The sequence below is a fragment of the Monashia sp. HAY1-11D genome (genome assembly GCF_056868035.1).
Genome location: NZ_CP200320.1, coordinates 3,240,368 through 3,261,262, shown reverse-complemented (window position 1 = coordinate 3,261,262; position 20,895 = coordinate 3,240,368). Strand labels below are relative to the sequence as shown.

General features: G+C 73.9%; 19 protein-coding genes. 5 read left to right on the top strand and 14 right to left on the bottom strand.

Features of this window, described 5'->3' with window-relative positions; translation table 11 throughout:
- Positions 1–117: 117 nt before the first annotated feature.
- The 8 genes from AC1VM9_RS15060 to AC1VM9_RS15025 form a co-directional block, all read right to left on the bottom strand.
- On the bottom strand, positions 118–1,203 hold the full coding sequence (locus AC1VM9_RS15060) for an FtsW/RodA/SpoVE family cell cycle protein (protein ID WP_481340576.1): 1,086 nt from the start codon (positions 1,201–1,203) through the stop codon (positions 118–120).
- Positions 1,204–1,277: 74 nt separating this feature from the next.
- Positions 1,278–2,318: a bifunctional riboflavin kinase/FAD synthetase gene (locus tag AC1VM9_RS15055; RefSeq protein WP_483123194.1), complete on the bottom strand. Its 1,041-nt coding sequence runs from the start codon at positions 2,316–2,318 to the stop codon at positions 1,278–1,280.
- 56 nt (positions 2,319–2,374) lie between these two features.
- On the bottom strand, positions 2,375–3,403 hold the full coding sequence (truB, locus tag AC1VM9_RS15050; protein ID WP_481346982.1) for a tRNA pseudouridine(55) synthase TruB: 1,029 nt from the start codon (positions 3,401–3,403) through the stop codon (positions 2,375–2,377).
- A complete protein-coding gene (gene rbfA, locus AC1VM9_RS15045) occupies positions 3,400–3,912 on the bottom strand; it encodes a 30S ribosome-binding factor RbfA (RefSeq protein WP_481340582.1) in 513 nt (170 codons plus the stop codon). The genes truB and rbfA overlap by 4 nt, the downstream gene beginning before the upstream one ends.
- Before the next feature lie 188 nt (positions 3,913–4,100).
- Positions 4,101–6,971, bottom strand: coding sequence for a translation initiation factor IF-2 (gene infB / locus AC1VM9_RS15040; protein ID WP_483123193.1), 2,871 nt, complete (start codon positions 6,969–6,971; stop codon positions 4,101–4,103).
- A 172-nt stretch (positions 6,972–7,143) separates the two neighbouring features.
- Positions 7,144–7,362, bottom strand: a complete 219-nt coding sequence (locus AC1VM9_RS15035) for a YlxR family protein (RefSeq protein WP_483123192.1) — start codon at positions 7,360–7,362, stop codon at positions 7,144–7,146.
- A gap of 175 nt (positions 7,363–7,537) precedes the next feature.
- Complete coding sequence (nusA, locus tag AC1VM9_RS15030; protein ID WP_481343754.1) at positions 7,538–8,566, bottom strand: transcription termination factor NusA; 1,029 nt, start codon at positions 8,564–8,566, stop codon at positions 7,538–7,540.
- Complete coding sequence (locus tag AC1VM9_RS15025; RefSeq protein ID WP_483123190.1) at positions 8,566–9,201, bottom strand: ribosome maturation factor RimP; 636 nt, start codon at positions 9,199–9,201, stop codon at positions 8,566–8,568. The genes nusA and AC1VM9_RS15025 overlap by 1 nt, the downstream gene beginning before the upstream one ends.
- A gap of 170 nt (positions 9,202–9,371) precedes the next feature.
- Between AC1VM9_RS15025 and AC1VM9_RS15020 the strand changes: the two genes are divergently transcribed.
- From AC1VM9_RS15020 to AC1VM9_RS15010, 3 genes are all read left to right on the top strand, one after another.
- Entirely contained in the window at positions 9,372–10,325 is a 954-nt protein-coding gene (locus AC1VM9_RS15020) for a hypothetical protein (protein WP_483123188.1), read from the top strand.
- Positions 10,322–11,299 carry an aminoglycoside phosphotransferase family protein gene (locus AC1VM9_RS15015; protein ID WP_483123187.1) on the top strand — a complete coding sequence of 326 codons (978 nt, stop codon included), beginning with the start codon at positions 10,322–10,324 and terminating at the stop codon, positions 11,297–11,299. The genes AC1VM9_RS15020 and AC1VM9_RS15015 overlap by 4 nt, the downstream gene beginning before the upstream one ends.
- Positions 11,300–11,557: 258 nt before the next feature.
- Positions 11,558–12,862, top strand: a complete 1,305-nt coding sequence (locus AC1VM9_RS15010) for an MATE family efflux transporter (RefSeq protein WP_483124029.1) — start codon at positions 11,558–11,560, stop codon at positions 12,860–12,862.
- Between the two features lie 100 nt (positions 12,863–12,962).
- On the opposite strand, the gene AC1VM9_RS15005 is transcribed toward AC1VM9_RS15010, so the two are convergent.
- Positions 12,963–13,205, bottom strand: a complete 243-nt coding sequence (locus AC1VM9_RS15005; RefSeq protein ID WP_481347149.1) for a helix-turn-helix domain-containing protein — start codon at positions 13,203–13,205, stop codon at positions 12,963–12,965.
- 239 nt (positions 13,206–13,444) lie between these two features.
- On the opposite strand from AC1VM9_RS15005, the gene AC1VM9_RS15000 reads away from it, so the two are divergent.
- Positions 13,445–15,418, top strand: a complete 1,974-nt coding sequence (locus AC1VM9_RS15000; protein ID WP_483123185.1) for a thioredoxin domain-containing protein — start codon at positions 13,445–13,447, stop codon at positions 15,416–15,418.
- Between the two features lie 209 nt (positions 15,419–15,627).
- Entirely contained in the window at positions 15,628–16,524 is an 897-nt protein-coding gene (locus AC1VM9_RS14995; protein WP_483123184.1) for a response regulator transcription factor, read from the top strand.
- 72 nt (positions 16,525–16,596) lie between these two features.
- Here the strand turns inward: AC1VM9_RS14995 and AC1VM9_RS14990 are convergent, their stop codons facing one another.
- The 5 genes from AC1VM9_RS14990 to AC1VM9_RS14970 form a co-directional block, all read right to left on the bottom strand.
- Positions 16,597–16,989: a hypothetical protein gene (locus tag AC1VM9_RS14990; RefSeq protein WP_481347502.1), complete on the bottom strand. Its 393-nt coding sequence runs from the start codon at positions 16,987–16,989 to the stop codon at positions 16,597–16,599.
- Positions 16,982–17,668, bottom strand: coding sequence for a S24/S26 family peptidase (locus tag AC1VM9_RS14985; RefSeq protein WP_483123183.1), 687 nt, complete (start codon positions 17,666–17,668; stop codon positions 16,982–16,984). Before AC1VM9_RS14985 ends, AC1VM9_RS14990 begins: the two co-directional genes overlap by 8 nt.
- 325 nt (positions 17,669–17,993) lie before the next feature.
- Positions 17,994–18,767: an FAD:protein FMN transferase gene (locus tag AC1VM9_RS14980; RefSeq protein ID WP_483123181.1), complete on the bottom strand. Its 774-nt coding sequence runs from the start codon at positions 18,765–18,767 to the stop codon at positions 17,994–17,996.
- Between the two features lie 40 nt (positions 18,768–18,807).
- Positions 18,808–19,290 carry an FMN-binding protein gene (locus AC1VM9_RS14975; protein WP_483123180.1) on the bottom strand — a complete coding sequence of 161 codons (483 nt, stop codon included), beginning with the start codon at positions 19,288–19,290 and terminating at the stop codon, positions 18,808–18,810.
- On the bottom strand, positions 19,287–20,831 hold the full coding sequence (locus AC1VM9_RS14970; RefSeq protein ID WP_483123178.1) for a ferredoxin reductase family protein: 1,545 nt from the start codon (positions 20,829–20,831) through the stop codon (positions 19,287–19,289). The genes AC1VM9_RS14975 and AC1VM9_RS14970 overlap by 4 nt, the downstream gene beginning before the upstream one ends.
- Between the last annotated feature and the right edge of the window lie 64 nt (positions 20,832–20,895).

The window sequence follows — 20,895 nt, the reverse complement described above, 5'->3', positions numbered from 1 at the left end:
CGGGACGGGGGTGTGCTCCCGGAGAGTGGGTGCCCGCGTCGCTACGTCACTGCTCACTCTGGCTGAGCACTGTCGTAGCGAGTGGGGGCACAGGGGCCGACGTCCTTGGCCCCGACGTCAGCGCCGGGCGGTCGTCGACGCGACGTTGCCGACGATGCCGACCGCGACCCAGCTGGCGATCATGGAGGACCCGCCGTAGGAGACGAACGGCAACGGCAGGCCGGTCACCGGGGTCAGCCCGAGGTTCATGCCGATGTTCTCGAAGGACTGGACGCCGAACCAGACGGCCACACCGAGCACGACGAGCCGCCCGAAGGTGTCGGCCCGCCGTGCCACGAGGCAGGCCCGCACGACGATGAACCCGATGAGCAGCACCAGCCCGACCGCCCCGACGAAGCCCAGCTCCTCCCCCGCGACCGAGAAGACGAAGTCGGTCTCCTGGAACGGGACGAAGCCGGCCTGCGTCTGCCGGCCCTCGAAGAGGCCCTGGCCGGTGAGGCCCCCCGCCCCGATGGCGATCCGGACCTGGCGGGTCTGGTAGCCGATGCCCGATGGGTCGAGCGCCGGGTCGAGGAAGGCCCGGAGGCGGTTGCGCTGGTATCCGGCCAGGACGGGGGTGGTGAACGCTGCGACGACGGCCGCGGCGCCGGTCAGGGCCACTCCGGCGGTCCAGACGAACGGGGCCCCGGCCGCGGCGATGACGACGACGGCCATGGCCACGAGGACCAGTGCCGATCCGAGGTCCGGCTGGGCCAGGACGAGACCGACGGACACCCCTGCCACGAGCCAGGCGAGTGCGACGTCGCGATGCCGCTGGCGTCCCCCCGTGTCGCGACGGTCGGCCCGCTCCGCGAGGAGCATCGCGAGGGCGACGGCGAGAGCGACCTTGGCCAGCTCGGAGGGCTGGAGCGTGAAGCCTCCCGGCAGTCGGACCCAGGACCGTGACCCGTTGACCGTGGCCCCGAGGGGCGTCAGGACGGCCGCGAGGCCGACGATGCCCGTGAGGTACACGAGCGGAGCCAGCGCCCGCAGCACCCGGACGTCGACGCGGGTCACCCCGACCGCGGCCGCCGCCCCGAGACCGACCGCGACGAGCTGCTTGACCGCGAGGGCCGACCCGTGGTCCGCACGGGTCGCCGACCACACGAGGACGACACCGACGAGCGAGAGCCCGCCCGCGCCGATGAAGAGGCCGAGGTCCACGCCCAGCCATCCCGCCCGCCTCCGGCCGCCGGCCCGAGTCGGGCCGCCGGTCATCGGGACGCGGACCGGCGAGGTCAGGCGCGTCCCTGCGTCGGCAGTTCGGTGGGCCGCTGGGTGGGCACGATGGCCGACAGGACGGAGCGGCAGCGCTCGACATCGTTGCTCATCTGCTCGACGAGCGCGTCGATCGAGTCGAACTTCAGGGTCGGTCGCAGGTGCGACACCAGCTCGACGGCCACGCGCTCACCGTAGAGGTCGAGGTCGGTGCGGTCCAGGACATAGGCCTCGACGCGACGCTGCTGCCCGTCGAAGGTCGGGTTGGTGCCGATCGACACGGCTGCCGGCAGGGTGCGGTCGGGGTCTCGCGGGTCGAGGTCGAGGCGCAGCAGCCAGCCGGCGTAGACGCCGTCGGCCGGCACGAGACCCTCGTGGTCCTGGGACAGGTTGGCCGTCGGGTACCCGAGCTCGCGACCCCGGTGGTCGCCGTGGACCACCGTCCCGGTGACGCGGTGCGGCCGGCCGAGGATCTGGGCGGCGTGCTCGACGTTGCCGGCGAGCAGCTCGGCGCGCAGCTGGGTCGAGCTCCAGCGGGCCCCCGGCGACGAGGCGTCGGCCTGGGTCGTCTGGTGAGCCGCGCCGGTGTCGCCGATGTCCTCCAGGGCGATGACCTCGAACCCGTGCTCGGCGCCGAGCGTGCGGAGGGTCTGCACGTCCCCGGAGTTGCGCACCCCGAAGCGGGTGTCCTTGCCGACGACGACCGCGACCACGCCGAGCGCGTCGACGAACGTCGAGCGGACGAACTCCTCAGGGGTCTGCTGGGCGAAGGCCGGCGTGAACTCCAGCACCAGGGTGGCGCCGAGCCCGACCGACTCGAGGGCGTCGAGCCGTTGCCCGAGGGACATGACGGCAGCCGGGGCACGCTCCGGGTACAGCACGGCGATGGGGTGCGGGTCGAAGGTCACCGCGACCGGTGTGGCGTTCCGCTCGGCGGCCTCGCGCACGACACGCGTCAGGACCTCACGGTGCCCGCGGTGCACGCCGTCGAAGTTTCCCAGCGTGACGACCGTGGGCCCGAGGTCGCCCGGGATGTCGTCGAGTCCGAACCAGCGATGCACGGCGACCACTGTAGTGGCCGTCGTCGGGCTCCCCGCGTCGTGGTCGCGTACGCGCGTCAGACCCCGGCGGGCGCGGCGCCACCGCCCGCCGCCGCCGCAGGCCCGCCTGCTGGGGCGGGGACCTGGGCCACGGCGCCGGACCGGTCGGCCGCCGTGACGAAGACCACCCGCGAGCGGGCCAGCGGCCGGGTCTCGTCGAGGACGGCGACGAGGGTTCCGTCGGGGTCGATCGCGGCGACCGCGTCGGCACGCCTGGGCCCGCTGGGGATGCGCTGCCCGTAGCCGAGGCTCGTCGCCTCGCGCGCGGTCACCTCGTGCACGGGCAGGGCGGCACGGGCGGCGTCCGCGACGGGCAGCAGGGGCAGCGCACCGGGAGCGCCTGCCTCGGCGAGCGCTGCGAGGTCGTCGAGGGTGTGCGCCGCAGACAGGTCGATGCCACCGACGCGGGTGCGGCGCAGCGCCGTCAGGTGGCCGCCGACGCCGAGCGCGGCACCGAGGTCGCGGGCCAGGGCCCGGACGTACGTCCCGGAGGACACGTCGACCTCGACCTCGACGTCGACGACGTCGATGGCAGGCCCGACCTCGGGGGCGGCCCGGCGCGGACGCACCGAGTCGACGTGGAAGCGGCTGACCGTGACGGGGCGTGCCGGCAGGTCGACCGCGTCGCCGCGGCGCACTCGGGCGTAGCTGCGCACACCGTCGACCTTGATCGCGCTGACCGCGCTCGGCACCTGCTCGATGTCACCGGTGAGCGCGGCGACGGCCTCCGGCAGGCCGTGTTCGACCGCGGCGAGGTCCTCGACGCCGAGCGCCTGGGTGGTCTCGCCCTCGGCGTCGTCGGTCACCGTCGCCATGCCGAGGCGGATCGTGGCCGTGTAGGTCTTGTCGCAGCCGACGAGGAACGTCAGCAGCTTGGTGCCGCGCTCGACGCCGAGGACCAGCACCCCCGTGGCCATGGGGTCGAGGGTGCCGGCGTGGCCGACGCGTCGCGTGCCCGCGAGCCGACGCACCCGGGCGACGACGTCGTGGCTGGTCCAGCCGGCCGGCTTGTCGACGACGAGCAGGCCGCCGGGACGTTCGCTCATCGCGCGTCCGCGTCCGCCCCTGCCTGGGCATCGAGGTCGGCATCGAGGTCGGCATCGAGCCGTTCGTCGAGGTCGGAGTCGTTCTCGCCGTCGGTCGGCTTGCGGTACGGGTCGGCGTCACCTGCGTACGAGGCGCCGGCCGCCACCCGGGCCAGCTCAGCGTCGCGGGCGCGGGTGCGGGCCAGCACGTCCTCGAGGTGCGCGGCGCCCTCCGGGAGGGCGTCGGCGATGAACTCGAGGGAGGGCGTCAGCCGGATGCCGATGCCCTTGCCGACGGCCGAGCGGATGCGACCGGTGTTGGCGGCGAGGACGTCGGCGGTGGCCTGGCGCTCCTCGTCCGTGCCGAACACGGTGTAGAAGACGCTGGCGTGCTGCAGGTCGCCGGTGACGCGGCAGTCCGTGATCGTCACGAACCCGAGCCGCTCGTCCTTCAACCGGAACTCGAGGTACTCCGCGACGATGACCTTGATCCGGTCGGCGACCTTCCGAGCGCGTGCGGGGTCGGCCATGGTGGTCTCCTTGTCCTCGATGCTGCTCCTGCAGCCGATGGTGCCGGGGTGCGGCGTCGCCGCAAGGGGCGACGATCCACCCTAACGGGCGGGCGGGGTCGCGCCACGGCCGGCGTGACGCGCCGGCGCCGGCCCCCCGGATGGGGGCCGGCGCCGGGTGCGACGACGGTGGTCGACGCGGTGGACGGTCAGACGCGCGGCTTCTCGCGCATCTCGTAGGTGGCGATGAGGTCGCCGAGCTGCAGGTCGTTGAACGACCCGAGGTTGATACCGCACTCGTAGCCCTCGCGGACCTCGGTGACGTCGTCCTTGAAGCGCCGCAGACCGGAGATCTCGACGTTCTCGGAGACCACGACGCCCTCGCGGGTGATGCGGGCCTTGGAGCCGCGCTTGATCTCGCCGCTGCGCACGATGGATCCGGCGATGTTGCCGAACTTGCTCGAGCGGAAGATCTCGCGGATCTCCGCCGTGCCGAGCTCGACCTCCTCGAACTCCGGCTTGAGCATGCCCTTGAGCGCCGCCTCGACCTCCTCGATGGCCTGGTAGATCACCGAGTAGTAGCGGATCTCGACACCCTCGCGCTCGGCGTAGTCGGCGTTCTGCCCCTCGGCGCGAACGTTGTAGCCGATGATGATCGCGTTCGAGGCCATCGCGAGGTTGATGTTGTTCATCGTGATGGCGCCGACACCGCGGTCGATGATGCGCAGGTCGACCTCGTCGCCGACGTCGATCTTGAGCAGGGCGTCCTCGAGCGCCTCGACCGAGCCCGACACGTCACCCTTGAGGATGAGGTTGAGGGTCTCGACCTTGCCTGCTGCGAGGGCCTCGTTGAGGTCCTCGAGCGAGATGCGCTTGCGGGCCTTGGCGAGCACGGCCTGGCGGTCGGCCGCCTCACGACGCTCCGCGATCTGGCGGGCCGTGCGGTCGTCCGGCGCCACGACGAACGTGTCACCGGCGCGCGGCACCGAGCTGAGACCGAGCACCTGGACCGGACGCGAGGGGCCGGCCTCGTCGACGTTGTTGCCGTGCTCGTCGAGCATGGCGCGGACGCGGCCGTAGGCCGAGCCGGTGACGATGGAGTCACCGACGTGCAGCGTCCCGGTCTGGACGAGCACCGTCGCGGTCGCACCACGGCCACGGTCGAGGTTGGCCTCGATCGCGACGCCGCGGGCCTCCTTGTCCGGGTTGGCCCGGAGGTCGAGGGCGGCATCGGCGGTGAGCAGGACCGCGTCGAGCAGTCCGTCGATGTTCTGACCCTGGCGGGCCGAGACGTCGACGAACATCGTGTCGCCGCCGTACTCCTCGGCGATGAGGTTGTACTCCGTCAGCTGCTGACGCACCTTGGCCGGGTTGGCACCCTCGACGTCGATCTTGTTGACGGCGACGACGATCGGCACGTCCGCGGCCTGCATGTGGTTGAGCGCCTCGATGGTCTGCGGCATCACACCGTCGTCGGCAGCGACGACGAGGATCGCGATGTCGGTGACCTTCGCCCCACGGGCACGCATGGCGGTGAACGCCTCGTGACCCGGGGTGTCGATGAAGGTGATCGCGCGGTCGACGCCCTCGTGCTCACGGTGCACCTGGTAGGCACCGATGTGCTGGGTGATGCCACCGGCCTCGCCGGCCACGACGTCCTCGTTGCGGATGGCGTCGAGCAGGCGGGTCTTGCCGTGGTCGACGTGACCGACGACGGTGACGACCGGCGGGCGAGCCTCGAGGTCCTCGTCGTCCTCGCCCTCGATGCCGGTCTCGAGGTCGATGTTGAAGGAGTCGAAGAGCTCCTTCTCCTCCTCCTCCGGCGAGACGACCTGGACGTCGTAGCCCAGCTCGGCGCCGAGGAGCTTGAAGGTGTCCTCGTCGAGCGACTGCGTCGCCGTGGCCATCTCACCGAGGTGGAACAGGACGGTGACGAGCGATGCCGGGTTGGCGTTGATCTTGTCGGCGAAGTCGGTCAGCGACGAGCCCCGTCGGACGCGGATGACGGTCGAGCCGTCACCGCGCGGGACGGTGACGCCACCGATCGACGGCGCCTGCATCTGCTCGAACTCCTGGCGCTTGGCGCGCTTGGACTTGCGACCGCGGACCGGACGTCCGCCACCACGGCCGAAGGCACCGGCCGTCGAGCCGCGGCCGGCGCCGCCACCACGCGGACCACCGCCGAAGCCACCACGACCGCCACCGGCGGGGCCACCGGGACCACCACCGAAGCCGCCGCGACCGGCACCGGCGCCGGCACCCCCGGGGCCACCGCGGCCGGGACCACCGGCCGGACGCTGACCGGGACGGCCGACCGTGCTCCGCTCGGGCATCATGCCGGGCGTCGGACGGGCACCGCCGGGACGGGGCGCGCCCGGACGAGGTGCGCCACCGGGACGCGGCGCGGCCGGGGCGCCCGGACGCGGGCCGCCGGGGCGCGACTGCGGCCGGGGCATGCCCTGGCTCGAGCTGAACGGGTTGTTGCCCGGACGCGGACCGCCCTCACCGCCCGGACGCGGGGCACGGGTCTGGCCCATGCCCTGGCTCGGGGCGAACGGGTTGTTGCCCGGACGGGGCTGACCCGGACGGGGCGCGGGGCGCGGCGACGCGGGGACGCCACTGGTCTGCCGGCCGCCGTCACGCGAGGACTGCACCGGGGCCTTGGCGGCCGGGGCCGCCGGGACGGCGGGGGCCGCCGGGGCGGGCGCCTTCGGCGTGGGGGCAGCCGGACCCGGACGCGCCGGGGCCGGAGCCGCCTCGCGCGCGGCCGGGGCGGCCGGAGCGGGGGCGGCGGGAGCCGGAGCGGCCGGCGTCGGGGACGACGGCATCGCGGCAGGACGCTGGGACGGCGCGGGCGCCGCCTGCTTCGCGGCGGGCTTGGCCGCCGGCTTCGTGTCGCCCTTGGCACCGTCACCGGAACCCTCCCGCGGGAAGGTCTCGATGATCTTGCGGACGACGGGGGGCTCGATGGTCGACGACGCCGACCGGACGAACTCCCCCTGGCTCTTCAAGTGTGCGAGCAGGGTCTTGCTCTCGACTCCGAGCTCCTTCGCGAGCTCGTAGACCCGGACCTTAGCCACATCTCTCCTGTCTCGGTCCGGCCTGAACAGGAGTGGCCGAACCGTGGTTATTGCTGGGGCTTGCTCATCGCTGAGTACTCATCGGGTGCTCATAGCGTTTTCAACCCGCCTTGGTTCGTTTCTGGTGGTTCTGACGCGCGGGCGACGGGAGTCGCCTGCGCCTGGTTCGCTGCTACGCGTCCGGAACGCCGAGGTGCCGTGCCACCGCGGTCACGTCGACCGCGGCCTGCAGTCGCAGGGCACGTCCGAACGCCCTACGGCGCACTGCCAGCCCGAGGCACTCGGGCGTCGGGTGCAGCCACGCACCACGACCCGGCAACCGGTGGCGTGGGTCGGGGCGCAGGACGACCCGGGCGTTCGCCCCGGTCCCTGCGTCCGTCGCCGCGACCACTCGCAGCAGAGCCGACCAGCTATCCGTTCCTCGACATCCCACACAGGTGCGGGACGGCTCGGCACGGAGTCCAGTCCGGTCGGCCACACGCCAGTCTACCGCGTCACGGGCCCGGCCCGCTCGACGGGGTCGAACGGCGCCTGCGCGCCGGGGCGGAGCCCGCGCGACGCGGGCGTCACTCGGGCGTGACCTCGACGCCGGCCGCCTCGGTGTCGGCGCGGATGTCGATGCGCCAGCCGGTCAGCTTGGCGGCGAGCCGGGCGTTCTGGCCCTCCTTGCCGATGGCGAGGCTCAGCTGGTAGTCGGGCACCACGACACGCGCCTTGCGTGCGGCGGCGTCGACGATGTCGACCGACTGGACCCGCGCCGGTGACAGCGCTGCGGCCACGAAGGCAGCGGGGTCCTCGGAGTAGTCGACGATGTCGATCTTCTCGCCGCGCAGCTCGGTCATGACGGCCCGGACGCGCGCCCCCATGGGACCGATGCAGGCGCCCTTGGCGTTGACGCCGGCGACCTTGCTGTGGACCGCGATCTTCGTGCGGTGGCCGGCCTCGCGGGCCAGCGCCGCGATCTCGACCGTGCCGTCGGCGATCTCCGGGACCTCGAACTTGAAGAGGGTCCGGACGAGGTTGGGGTGCGTGCGCGACAGGCTGACCTGGGGGCCCTTGGGGCCGCGCTTGACGCTGACGACGAAGCAGCGCAGCCGCTCGCCGTGCACGTAGCGCTCACCCGGCACCTGCTCGGCGAGGGGAAGGATGCCCTCGACGCTGCCGAAGTCGACGAGGACGTTGCGCGGGTCCTGGCTCTGCTGGATGACGCCGGAGATGACGTCGCCCTCGCGGCCCTTGAAGTCGCCGAGGATGGCCTCGTCCTCGAGGTCGCGCAGCCGCTGCACGATGACCTGACGCGCCGTCGAGGCGGCGATGCGACCGAAGCCCTCCGGCGTGTCGTCGAACTCGGGCCCGGGCTCGCCGCGCTGCGGGCGCTCGCCCTCCTCGGCCGCGGGCAACAGCTCGCCCTCCTCGCGCGCCCACACGACGACGTGCCCCGACTTGCGGTCGAGCTCGACCCGGGCGAGGCGGTAGCTGCCCTCGGTCCGGTGGTAGGCGACGAGGAGGGCCTGCTCGATGGCGGGGATGAGCACGTCGAGGCTGATGTCGCGCTCCCGCTCGAGCGCGCGGAGTGCGGCCAGGTCGATGTCCATCAGGAGTTCCCTTCCGTGGCGGACGCGTCATCGGCCCGCTCGTTCGTGTCGTCGGTCGTGTCGTCGGTCGTGTCGTCGGTCGTGTCGTCGTCGTAGGTCGCGTCGTCGTTCGCGTCGTCGCCGCTCGCGCCCGGCCGCGTGAACTCCACCTGCACGACGCCGCGCTGGACGGCGTCGAGGTCGAGGGTCACCCGTCGGGCGGGCGTCTTCTTGGTCGGCGGCACGTCGAGCACCAGCGCGTCGGTGCCGACCTCGACGAGGCGGCCGGTGGCGGTGCCGTCCCGGTGGACGACCTCGACGAGCCGGCCCACCTGGCGCCGGAGCTGGTCACGGGAGCCGAGCGGTCGCCCGACGCCGGGTGAGGACACCTCCAGGACGTACGGCGCCTGGCCGAGCAGGTCGCCCGCGTCCAGCTCGTCGCTGACCGCGCGCGTGGCGTCCGCGACCGAGTCGAGCGAGAGGGGCGGGACGGGGCTCGTCGTGTCGGCGGCGTCGAGGCCCGAGATGTCGGAGTCGACGAGCACCCGCACGACGCGGCGCTTGCCCGCCGGGGACACGCTGACGTCCTCGACGACGAGACCGAGAGGGGCGAGCACGGGTTCGAGAGCCGCTCGGATGTCCTGGGCCGTGCTCATGCGTCGACGCCTCCTGCTCTTCTCGAATGCCGGTGTGCACCGCGGGATGCGCGGGTGACCGGGGGCCAGCCGGGCGGTCCGGTCGGTCCGGAACGCCGCGTGGCCCACTCTATCGGCGCAGCGGGGTGGCCGCAGACCGCCGTCGGCGGGCGGCGTGGGAGGATCCGGGCATGGTCGGCGACTTGGGGGGACGGCGGCCCGCGCTGTCCGAACGGCTCGGCAACCCGCCGCGTCGGCTCATCCTCCTCGGCGGCGGTGCCGCCGCCCTCGCCTGGCTCGTCGACCGTGGCCTGCGCCTCGACCTGCCCCAGCCCCCGCCGCCCGTGCCCACCCGCCGGCCGGCGCCGGACGAGGGGCTCCTGCTGCGTGTCGTGGCCGACCTCGCGGTCCTCGTCGGTGCCGCCGACGCCCTCGTGTCGGCCGGCGCGGGCGGAACGGTCGAGCGCCTGCGCGCCGTCCAGCGCGAACAGCGCCGCGTGCTGACCGGACGGCTCACCAACGCCGGCGTCCCCTCGGCGGTCATCGACGCAGCCGTCCGACGGGCCCTCGCCACCGCGTCGACCGAACGCGTGCGCCGCCGCGCCGACCTCGGCGCCCTCCTGGCCGACGTCCCCCCGGGCCGGTGGGCCGACGTCGCCCGAGCCGGCGCGGCGACGCGTCAGCTGCTCCTCGCGGCCCTGTCGGTGCGGCTCGCCGGAGCCGTCCTTCTCGGCAGCGACGTCGCCGTCCCCGACACGGCGAGCCCGGCCCGACCCGCGCTCGTCGCCCGCACGCAGCCCCTCGTGTACGCCTTCCAGGTCGTCGCCGCGCAGGCCGGTCCCGCCGACCGACCCCGGGCCCTCGACACCCTCGCCGGCCTGGCGCGCCTCGAGACCGCGATCTCGGGCGCCTCCGCCTCCATGCCGAGCGGTTGGGCCCTCCCCTACCCCGTCACGACGCCGCACGACGCGTCGCGCCTGGCCCACGACGTCCTCGTCGACGCGGTCGACGCGTCGAGCGAGCTGGCGGGCCCCACGCCGAGTGCCGCGTCGGTGGAGGACGTCGCCCGCTGGAGCGGGCGCGTGCAGGCGCTCGCCGTGGACTGGGACGTGCCCCTGCGCGCCTTCCCCGGGGCCGTCTCGTGAGCATCGACCTCATCCCGGCGCACTTCGCCCATCGCATCAGCGGCTACGCGGCCGACGGCTACGCCTCCGGGGAGGACTGGCTCGACGAGCTGCCGGTGCTGCTCGGTGACCTCCTGCGCGAGTGGGAGCTGGAACCGGTCGGCCGGACCATGAGCGGCGCCTGTTCGGTCGCGCTGCCGGTCCGGCTGCTCGGCGCGGGGCGCGAGGCCGCCGGCGTCAGCGGGGAGGCGGTGCTCAAGGTCAGCTGGCCGCACGCGGAGGCCGCGACCGAGGCACTCGCCCTGCAGACGTGGAACGGGCACGGCGCGGTCCGCCTCCTGCGTGCCGACCCCGCGCGGTTCGTCCTCCTCCTCGAGCGCCTGCACACTCGCGACCTCACCACCGTGGAGGTCGACGACGCGTGCGTCGTCATCGGCGACCTGCTCCGGACCCTGCGTCGTCCCCCGCACCCGCGCGTCCCCCGGCTCGTCGACCACGCGGAACGGCAGGCGCGCGAGCTGCGGGCGGCCCCGGCGGTGCTGCCCCGGCGGTACCTCGACCAGGCCGCGGCGCTCGCCCGTGAGCTGGTGGCCCGGCCGCCCGCGGAGGACCGCCTGCTGCACACCGACCTGCACTACACCAACGTCCTCGGCGCGTACCGGTCGCCGTGGCTGGCCATCGACCCGAAGCCGATGGCCGGCGACCCCGCCTTCGAGGTGGCGCCGGCGCTGTGGAACCGCGCCGACGAGCTGGGCACCGGCTCCGAGGTGCGGTGGTCGCTGCGCCGACGACTCGAGATCATCTGCGAGCACGCGGGCCTCGACGAGGGCCGCGCCCGGGCCTGGACCATGGTCCGCGAGGCCGACAACGCGCTCGAGGCAGTGAGGTCCGTGACCTCCGGGACCCGAGGGACGTCCGCGGACGACACGTCGCGCCAGTGGGCGCACGACCGCGTCAGCCTGGCCGTCACGATCATCAAGGCGATGAACGACTGAGCGGCGCGTGCCCGGTCGGCAGCCGGGCACGCCGCTCGGCAGCGGCGCCTGCTGACCGGGTCAAATCGTTTCGACCCAGGTGGTTGAAGGTCGTACGATCGACTCCGCGCACCGTCGTGCGACCCTCCCCCTTCGATGTCGAAAGGCACTCGCTTGCCCCGCCCTGCCCTGCTCACCCGTCGCGGAACCCGGAGGACCCCCGTCGGGGCCGGACCGTCGCCGGCGCGCGAGATCGCGCGCATCGCCGTACCGGTGAGCATGGAGTTCGTCCTCATGCTCGTGCTCAACTTCGTCAACCAGATCGTCGTCGGCGGGCTCGGGGCGACGGCCATCGCGGCCGTGGGTTTCTCCAACAGCCTCACGTTCATCCTCGCGGTGACGCTCGGCTGTCTCGGCACGTCCGTGAGCATCCTCGTCGCGCGTGCCCACGGCGCCGGCCGCAGCCGCGACCTCGACCACACCGTCACCGCTGCCGTCCTCGTGGCCCTCGGTCTCGGCGCCGTCGTGTCGGTCGTGCCGTGGTTCCTGTCCGAGCACCTCATGGCGCTGGTCGGGGCCTCGCCCTCCGTCGCGGCCGCCGGCACGGGCTACTTCCGCCTCACCGTCCTCGCGACCCTGCCGGTCATGCTCAGCGCCGTCCTGTCCGGCGTGCTGCGCTCCGTGGGCCGGCCGACGAGCCCGATGATCGCGACGATGGTGACCGTCGTGGCGAACTCCGGGATCGCCCTGGCGCTCGTCACGGGGATCGGGCCGTTCCCGGCGCTCGGCGCCGCGGGAGCCGGCTGGGCCACGCTCGCAACGGCGGTCGCCAAGGCGCTCATCCTGCTCTGGATGGCCTACCGGCGCGGCGCGGTCGGCTGGAGCGTGCCGCACAGCCTGCGGCAGTGGCGGGCCGTGGTCGTGCCGTTGTTCGTCCTCGCCGTGCCGCTGGGCGTGACCGAGCTGTTCTGGACCGTCGGCACCTTCCTCTACAACGTCGTCTTCCAGCAGCTCGGTGACGAGGCCCTGGCCGCGGCCCAGATCGTCACGACGCTCGAGGGTGTCTTCATCGTCGGCAGCATCGGGCTGATGAGTGCCACCACGACGCTCGTCGGCCGGTCGGTCGGGCGCGGTGACGTCCGTGACGCGATGGCGTGGGTGCGTCGCCTGACCCGGGCCGGGCTGGGAACCGCCGCCGTCTTCGGCGCCCTCTTCGCCACCTCGGTGCTGCTGCTCGACGCGCTCTTCGGCCGGGCCGGGCAGGACGTGCGGGTCATGGCCGGGGTCGGCATCCTCCTCAACGCCGCCTTCCAGGTGGTGAAGGTGCGCAACATGATCATCGGCGCCGGCGTCCTGCCGAGCGCCGACGACGTGCGCGGCGTCATCATGGGCGATGCCGCCGGCGCCTTCGTCGTGGGCCTGCCGCTCGCCGTGCTGCTCGGCCTGCACACGCCCCTCGGCTACGTCGGCATCTTCCTCGCTCGCATCGTCGAGGAGCTGGCCAAGCTCGCCGTCTTCACGTGGCGGGCTCGGCGCGTCCGCTGGGAGCGCCTCGTCTCCGCCGGCGACCCGCTGCCCACCTGACAGCGCACCTGACGGCGCACCTGACGGCGCACCTGACGGCGCACCCGACAGCGCACCCGACGCCGTGCGACGCGGCCGGTGCACGGACCGCTCGCTCGCGTCAGGGCCGGCCGGGCTCGTCGTCGGGGCGCGCGCCGGTCGTGCGCTCGAGGTGGTCGAGCACGTCGCGCCGCTCGAAGCGGCGGTGCCCACCGAGCGTCCGGACGCACGGCAGCAGGCCCGAGCGTGCCCACTTGGTCACCGTGGTGACCGACACCCGGAACAGCCGTGCGACCTCCGCCGGCGTCATGAGGTCGACGGGCTCGTGCCCCTCGCCCGCCCGCCCCGCGTCATGGCTCGCCATCGCTCCCCCTGCCGTCCCGCCCTGGGCCGGTCCCCCCGCGGGGTGGAACCCGCACGGACCGTCCGGTGACGGTTCCCCGCGCCGCACCGGACCCGGCGCAGACCCACCGGACCGCCCGACGCCGCCCCCTCGACGGCGTCGAGGACGACGATAGGCGCCGGCGGGGCTCGATGGTGGTGAAGTCGTGCAGGCGGCAGACCCGCTCGCCACCGCGGGGACCGGTGATGGACAGTGGAGGGATGCCGAACCGTCTCGCCGACGCCACGAGCCCCTACCTGCTCCAGCACCGCGACAACCCCGTCGACTGGCACGAGTGGGGCCCCGAGGCGTTCGCCGAGGCCCGCGAGCGCAACGTCCCCGTGCTGCTCTCGGTCGGGTACGCGGCCTGTCACTGGTGCCACGTCATGGCGCACGAGTCCTTCGAGGACGACGCCGTCGCGGCGGCCCTCAACGCGGGGTTCGTGCCCGTCAAGGTGGATCGCGAGGAACGGCCCGACATCGACGCCGTCTACATGTCCGCGGTCACGGCGACGACCGGGCAGGGCGGCTGGCCCATGACGGTCTTCCTCACCCCGGAGGGCGAGCCGTTCTTCGCCGGCACCTACTTCCCGCGCGAGCACTTCCTGCGCGTGCTCGCCGCGCTCGACGAGGCCTGGCGCACCCGGGAGGACGAGGTGCGCGCGTCGGGCTCGCACATCGCCGGGGCCCTGCGCGAAGGGCTGCGCTCCCCCGACCCGCTCGACCCGGCGACGGACCTGCTCGACGCCGCCGTGGCCCTGCTCGCCCGCCAGTTCGACCCGCGTTCGGCGGGTTTCGGCGGGGCGCCCAAGTTCCCCCCGTCGATGGTCCTCGAGTTCCTGCTCCGCCACCACGGTCGCACCCGCGACGCGACCTCGCTCGAGCTCGCCTCGCGGACCCTGGAGCGGATGGCGCGCAGCGGCATGTACGACCAGCTCGGCGGCGGGTTCGCCCGGTACGCGGTCGACGCCGACTGGGTCGTGCCGCACTTCGAGAAGATGCTCTACGACAACGCCCTGCTGCTACGGGCGTACGCGTCGTGGTGGCGCCTCGGCGGCGGCGACCTCGCCGAGCGCGTCGTCCGCGAGACCGCGACGTTCCTGCTCCGCGACCTGCTGACGCCGCACGGCGGGTTCGCCTCCTCCCTCGACGCCGACGCCGACGGGGTCGAGGGCCTGACGTACGCCTGGACCCCGGCCCAGCTGCAGGAGGTCCTCGGTGACGACGCCGCGGCCGCGGCCGCGCTCCTCGTCGTGACGCCGGCCGGCACCTTCGAGCACGGCTCCTCGACCCTCCAGCTGCCGCGCGACCCGGACGACCCGGACTGGTACGCCGGCGTCCGGACGCGCCTGCTCGCAGCCAGGCGCACCCGACCCCAGCCGGCCCGCGACGACAAGGTCGTCACCTCCTGGAACGGGCTGGCGGTCGCGGCCCTCGCCGATGCCGGCGCCCTCCTCGGTGAGCCCGCCTGGGTCGAGGCGGCGGCACGGTGCGCGAGGCACGTCCTCGACACCCACGTGCGCGACGGGGTCCTCCTGCGAGCCTCGCGCGACGGACGACCCGGGTCGGCCCGCGCCGTCGCCGACGACCACGGCAACCTCGCCGAGGGTCTGCTCGCCCTGCACCGCGCCACCGGCGAGGCCACCTGGCTGGTGCACGCGCGTACCGTTCTCGACGGCGCCCGTGCGTTCGCGGCGGACGACGGCGGCTTCCACGACACCGCTGCCGATGCCGAGTCGCTCTACCTGCGACCGCGCAGCGCCGCCGACAACGCCGAGCCGTCGGGTCAGTCCGCGCTCGCGGGCGCCTTCGTCACCCTCGGCGCCCTGACCGGCGACGTCGAGGCCCTGCGTACCGGCAGGTCGGCGGTGGCCGCGGGACTCGGGCTCGCGGCGCGCGAGCCACGCTTCGGGGGGTGGACCCTCGCGGTGGCCGAGGCGCTGCTCGACGGCCCGGTCCAGGTGGCCGTCGTCGGGACCGGACCGGAGGCGTCGGCGATGCTCGAGGTGGCGCGCCGCAGCCCGCGCCCCGGAGCCGTCGTCGTGGCCGGTGGACCGGGCGCGGCCGGTGTGCCGCTGCTCGCCGACCGACCCCTCGTGGGCGGCCGGGCCACGGCGTACGTGTGTCGCGGCATGGTGTGCGACCTGCCCGTCACCGACGCCTCGGCGCTGTCCGACCGGCTCGCCGCGCTCTGAGGACGCCGCCCGCTGCTGGGCCACGTGGGACGGGGCGCCGGCGCACCGGTTGCGTGCGCCGGCCTCCTCGGGGGCGTCGTCCCGAGTCCGATTCTCGAGGTCCGAGCGCAACTGAGCCGGTGCTCCTGCTGCAAGAAAGACGCAAGAAGTCGGCGGCCACTGGGCCCGTTCCGGGGTGCGTCATACGCCCCATCTGTCACAATCCACGCATGACGGGCACCGAGCGCAGGGCAGTCGTCGTCGAGGACGACGACGACATCCGGCAGCTCATCACGCACAGCCTCGCCATGCAGGGGTTCGCCGTCGCCGTCGCGCGGTCGGGTCGCGAGGCCATCGACCTCGTGACGACGACCGACCCCGACGTCGTGACCCTCGACCTCGGGCTGCCCGACCTCGACGGCATCGAGGTGTGTCGGCGGGTGCGCGAGACGAGCCAGGCCTACATCATCATGATCAGCGCCCGCACCGAGGAGATCGACCGCCTCATGGGGCTCGAGACGGGTGCCGACGACTACCTGACGAAGCCGTTCAGCCCGCGCGAGCTGCAGGTGCGCGTCAACGCGCTGCTGCGTCGGCCGCGCACGTCGTGGGACCCGAGTGCCGGCGTCACGGGACCCATCCCGGTCGCCGGCTCGAACGGCGCGACGTCGATGCCCGGGTCGGTTGCGGTGTCGGGTGGCGGGCTCGGGACCGGTCCGGCAGCGGGGCCCCGCGTGTTCGACGCCATCGGCCGGGACGACCTCACGGCCGGCGCTCCTGGGCACCGCCCGGGTGCCGGTGAGCCGGGGTCCGTGGTCCGGCACGGCCTGCTCGCCGTCGACACGGAGAGCCGCACCGTCACGGTCGACGAGCGCGAGGTCGAGCTGACCCGGACCGAGTTCGACCTGCTGACGACGATGCTCGCCGCGCCACGACGCGTCTGGTCGCGGGCCGTGCTGCTCGACACGCTCTGGGGGGCCGGCTGGTCCTCGGAGGAGCACCTCGTCGAGGTGCACGTCGGCAACCTGCGTCGCAAGCTGACCCGGGCCGCGCCCGAGGGCACCCGTCCGCTCATCCGGACGGTCCGCGGCGTCGGCTACCGCATGGAGGAGCCGGACGCCCCGTAGGCGTCCGGCTCCTGCCCCGCGGCGCTCACCCGACCGAGCCGGCCCACCCAGCCACGCCCGGTCCGCCACGGTCTATCCGCGCTGCCACCCGGACAGGTGCAGCCCGAGGGCCACCTCCGTCTCCGCGGTGTCGTGCGCGAGCTGTCCGAGGCACTCCCACGTGCGCTCGGTCTCGTCCGCCTCGACGGCGTCGATGAGCAGGGTCGTCCGGGCGGCGAGGCGACGAGCCCCCACGGTCCCCGACGTGACGCGGAGGCTGAGGAGCACCTCCAGGGCCCCTTCCTCGTCGCCGGTCGTCAGCGCCGCCTCGATGCGCCCGACGCGTTCGGCGAGCAGTCGCAGGTAGGTGCGGGCGACCGACGAGGCCACCAGCTGGCTCTCGAGCTCCTCGCCGAGGGCGAAGAGCGTGCCGGGCTCGAACACGGGCTCGAGGTCGGCCTGCAGGTGCAGCGGCGTCTCACACATCGGTGCGCTCCTTTCCGGTGGTCCCGATGCCCCGCAGGCCCATGAGGAGCGCGAGGCCGAGGACGCCCCAGAGCGCCCACGTCTGCTGCAAGGGGGCGCTCAGGACGCCGACGACCTCGCCGAGGTGCCGCACGACGTGCGTCGAGCGCCAAACGGTGCCGCCCTCAGCGGTCACGACCCACGGGTCGACCGTGTCGCTCGCGTCTGCCCGGGTGACGAGGCTGACGCGGCCGGCGGCGTCGCGCCCGACCGAGACCACGCGCCTCGTCTCGTACCGGCCGGCCTCGACCGGGGAGCGGTAGGTGATGACCTCGCCCACGGCGACCTCGGCCGCACGGACCGGGACGCTGACGACGAGGTCGCCGCGCTCGATGCCCGGTGCCATGCTCGCGCCGAGCATCGTCGACGTGCGGTAGCCGAAGACGTGCGGACCGATCGCGACGACCGCGAGGACCGCCGCGGCAGTGAGCACGAGCGTCGCCGTGGCGATCGCCGACAACCGTCGAACCGCCCGACGCAGGGTCGTCCACCCGGCGCGGGCCCGGGGGGACCTCACGCGGACGGCCGTCCGTCCCACGGGGGAGGTCTGCAGCAGCGACCCGGTGGCTGCGAACGCCCGGCGCGTGCCGTGCGGCCGCAGCGGCCGCGGTGCGCGGGCCAGGCTGGTGGTGCTGCTCACGGCGCTCTCCTGTCTGTTCGGCGAAAGTCGGACCTGCTGGTCGTCCCGGTCGTGCTGGTCGTGCTTCGCGCGGTTCGGGGGCGGGTGGCGCTGCCACGTCACTGCTCCGGTCGTCGCCTTGCGTTCTGGCTGGGACCACTGTGTCGGGGCAACCACAAGACGGCGGGCTGTTGGCCGCAGGCTTTGCGCAAGAAAGCCGCAAGACCACCGGTCCGACCCGTCGGACGAGTGGCCTTGCGGCACAAGCAGATTCATCGTGACAAGCCGGGCGAATGCCGCGAATCGGACAAGAGACGGCGGCCCTCGCCAGGGGGCCGGCGGCGGCTCAGAGCACGGTCGACAGGTAGTCGCGGGCGTCGAGCGCGAACCGTTCACGGGCGGTCTGTCCCCCGACGAACAGCGCCGTCGCCCAGATGTCGGCCCACACGAGACGCGGCCCGACGACGGTCACGGAACCCGGGCGCGCGACGTGCTCGCCGCGCACCGGGTCGTAGAGGTGGGCCCCGCGAGCGGCCGTCCCCGACGTCGCGACGGCCCCGTGCGTCAGCGTCACGGTGCCCGCGACCCGGCTGCGGTCCATGGGGTCCTCGATGCCGACCCGCCACGGGATGGCGCCCGGCCCCTCGAGCGGCACGTCGGCGTGGGCCCCGATGAGGAGGTCCCCGCCGGCGTTGACGCAGAAGGAGGTGCCCGGCAGAGAGCCGAGACGCTCGGCCGCGAGGTCGACGGCCCAGCCCTTGACGAGGCCGGTCGGGTCGAAGGCGAGGTCGCCCTCCGGCGTCGGCAGCAGTGTCGTGAACACACCGCCGGTGACGCGTTCGGCCTCCTCCCCGAGCGCGAGGGCCTCGGCGACGCGTGGGCTCGCCTCGGACAGCTCGATCTCCTCACGACGCAGCCTCAGGAGGTCCGAGTCCTCGCGGTAGGTGGAGAAGATCGCGTCCATCTCGCGCAGCACGGCGTAGGCCGTCGCGACCGCGGACTCGGCCGCCGGCCCCTCCACGTCGCCACCACGCAGGTGGATGCTCACCGGCATCCCCATGACGTGCTCGACCCAGGCCCGGCGGGCCGGGGCCGTCCGTCGCACCGCGTCCACGGTCACATCGTCCTCCTCGTCTCGGCGCCTCGGCCGCCCGCGACGGTCACAGGTTGGCCTTGTCGATCGCCGACTGGAGCGACTGCGTGTAGCCCTCCCACGTGACCGTGGCACCGGAGACCACGTCGATCTGCGCCGACTGGGCCTGCACCGCCTCGCTGTCGTAGACCGGCACGGCCTGGGAGTTGATCATCTGGTCGTGCCGGTCGGTGGAGGGCACCTGCAGGACGTCGACGGCGGTGATCCGGCCGTCCTCGACGGTGATCCGGACCTGGACGTCGCCGTACCGGGTGCCGACCGCATCACCGTCGTACGTCGTCGACGCCGAGGTCGACGAGCCGCTCGAGGAGGTCGAGGACCCGCTCGAGCTCGTCGTCTGCTGATCGGCGGTCGGGGCGGTCGGGGCGGTCGAGGCAGCCTGACGGGTCTCGGCCGTGGCGACCGGCGTGGAGGACCGCGAGGTGCCGTGGCTGAAGAGCAGCACGAGCACGGTCAGCGTGCTCATGGCCCAGATGACGATGCGTCTCATGGCTGGTCTCGTTTCGTGGGGTTGCCTGCCCCCGCCCGGTGCCGTCGGCGTCGGGAGGGTCTCGGGAGCGGGGTTTCGGGAGGGCGTCGGCGGGTCAGTAGCCGAAGCGCTCGTGGTGGATGGCGTCGGCAGCGACGCCCGCGGCGCGGGCCGCGTCGACGACGAGGTCCATCCAGTGCGGGTTGCCGCAGACGTACACGTCGCGGTCCGCGACATCGGGCACGATGCTGAGCAGGGCCTCGGCGTCGGTGAGGTGGGCGGCATCCGCCGGCAGCCAGCTCGGGCGGCCCGGTGCCCGCGGGCCGATGACGGCGACGACGCGCGCTCCCCTGTCCCGGGCGAGGGCGAGCAGCTCGTCGGCCAGGACGATGTCGGACTCCCGCGACACGCGGTAGACCACCACCGTGGCATCCGGGCCGGCCGGGAAGCTCCTCGAGGAGGGCCCGCAACGGCGTGATGCCGATGCCGGCGCCGACGAGGAGCGCCTTGTCGCGGGTGCGGACGCCGGCATGGAGGCGTCCGTACGGTCCTTCGACGAGGACGCGGGTGCCCGGGCGCAGCGCGGCAAGGCGGCTGCTGCCGTCGCCGACGGCGGCCGCCGTGATGCGCAGCGAGCGCCCGTCGGGGGCGGCCGAGAGGCTGTAGGGGTTGGCGCGCGTCCAACCGGGGCCGTCGAGGAAGCGCCACTGGAAGAACTGGCCGGCGCGGACCGGCAGCCGGTGCAGGTCGCGCCCGGCGACGGTGACCGAGGTGACGGTCGGCGACTCGGCGACGACGCCGGTGACGACGAGCCGGTGGCGGCACGAGCGGAGCAGGGGCAGCCCCACGCGGAAGACGACGACGGCGACGAGCGAGGCGGCGTACAGACCCCACCAGAAGACGGTGGCCACCGGACTGGCCCGGAAGTCCTGGCCGGTCCAGAGCTGGTGCGGCAGGGCCAGGCCCGCGCCGAGGTAGGCGTAGAGGTGCAGCAGGTGCCACGACTCGTAGCGGAGGCGTCGGCGCGCCGCCCGGACGGAGGTGGCGACGACCATGACGAGCGCGACGGCCCCCGCGAGGGCGAGGAGCATCCCCGGCGAGTTGAGGACCTCGTCGAGGAACGTGCCGACGACACCGAGGCCGGTGCCCTGGTCGTAGCCGAGGATCGTCAGGCCGATGTGGGCGAGCATGAGGTTGAACGAGGTGAACCCGACGAGGCGGTGCACCCGCGCGAGCTCGTCCTGGCCCCACGCCTGCTCGACGGTCGGGATGCGTGCCATGAGGAGCACCTGGAGCAGGATGAGCACGGATGCCAGCAGCCCGCACAGCCGTCCGGCGTTCGTCAGGGCGTCCCCGAGCGTCCCGAAGGCCGTGAGCCCGCCGCCGGCGACCCAGAGGGCCACGACGAACAGCACCAGTGCCCACGCGACGGCGCCGGACGCATCGCGCCACCACCGCGGCGTCCGTCCCGTCCACGGCCGCACGGACCGGGGGCCGGCGGGCGGACCGTCCGCGGTGACGGTCCTCCGGCGCGGGGTCTCGGGGATCGTGGCTGCGCTCATGGTCGAACCTTCACGATGCGCGCTGTGCGTCGCCTGTGGCACACACAGCACCCGAGTGTGAGGT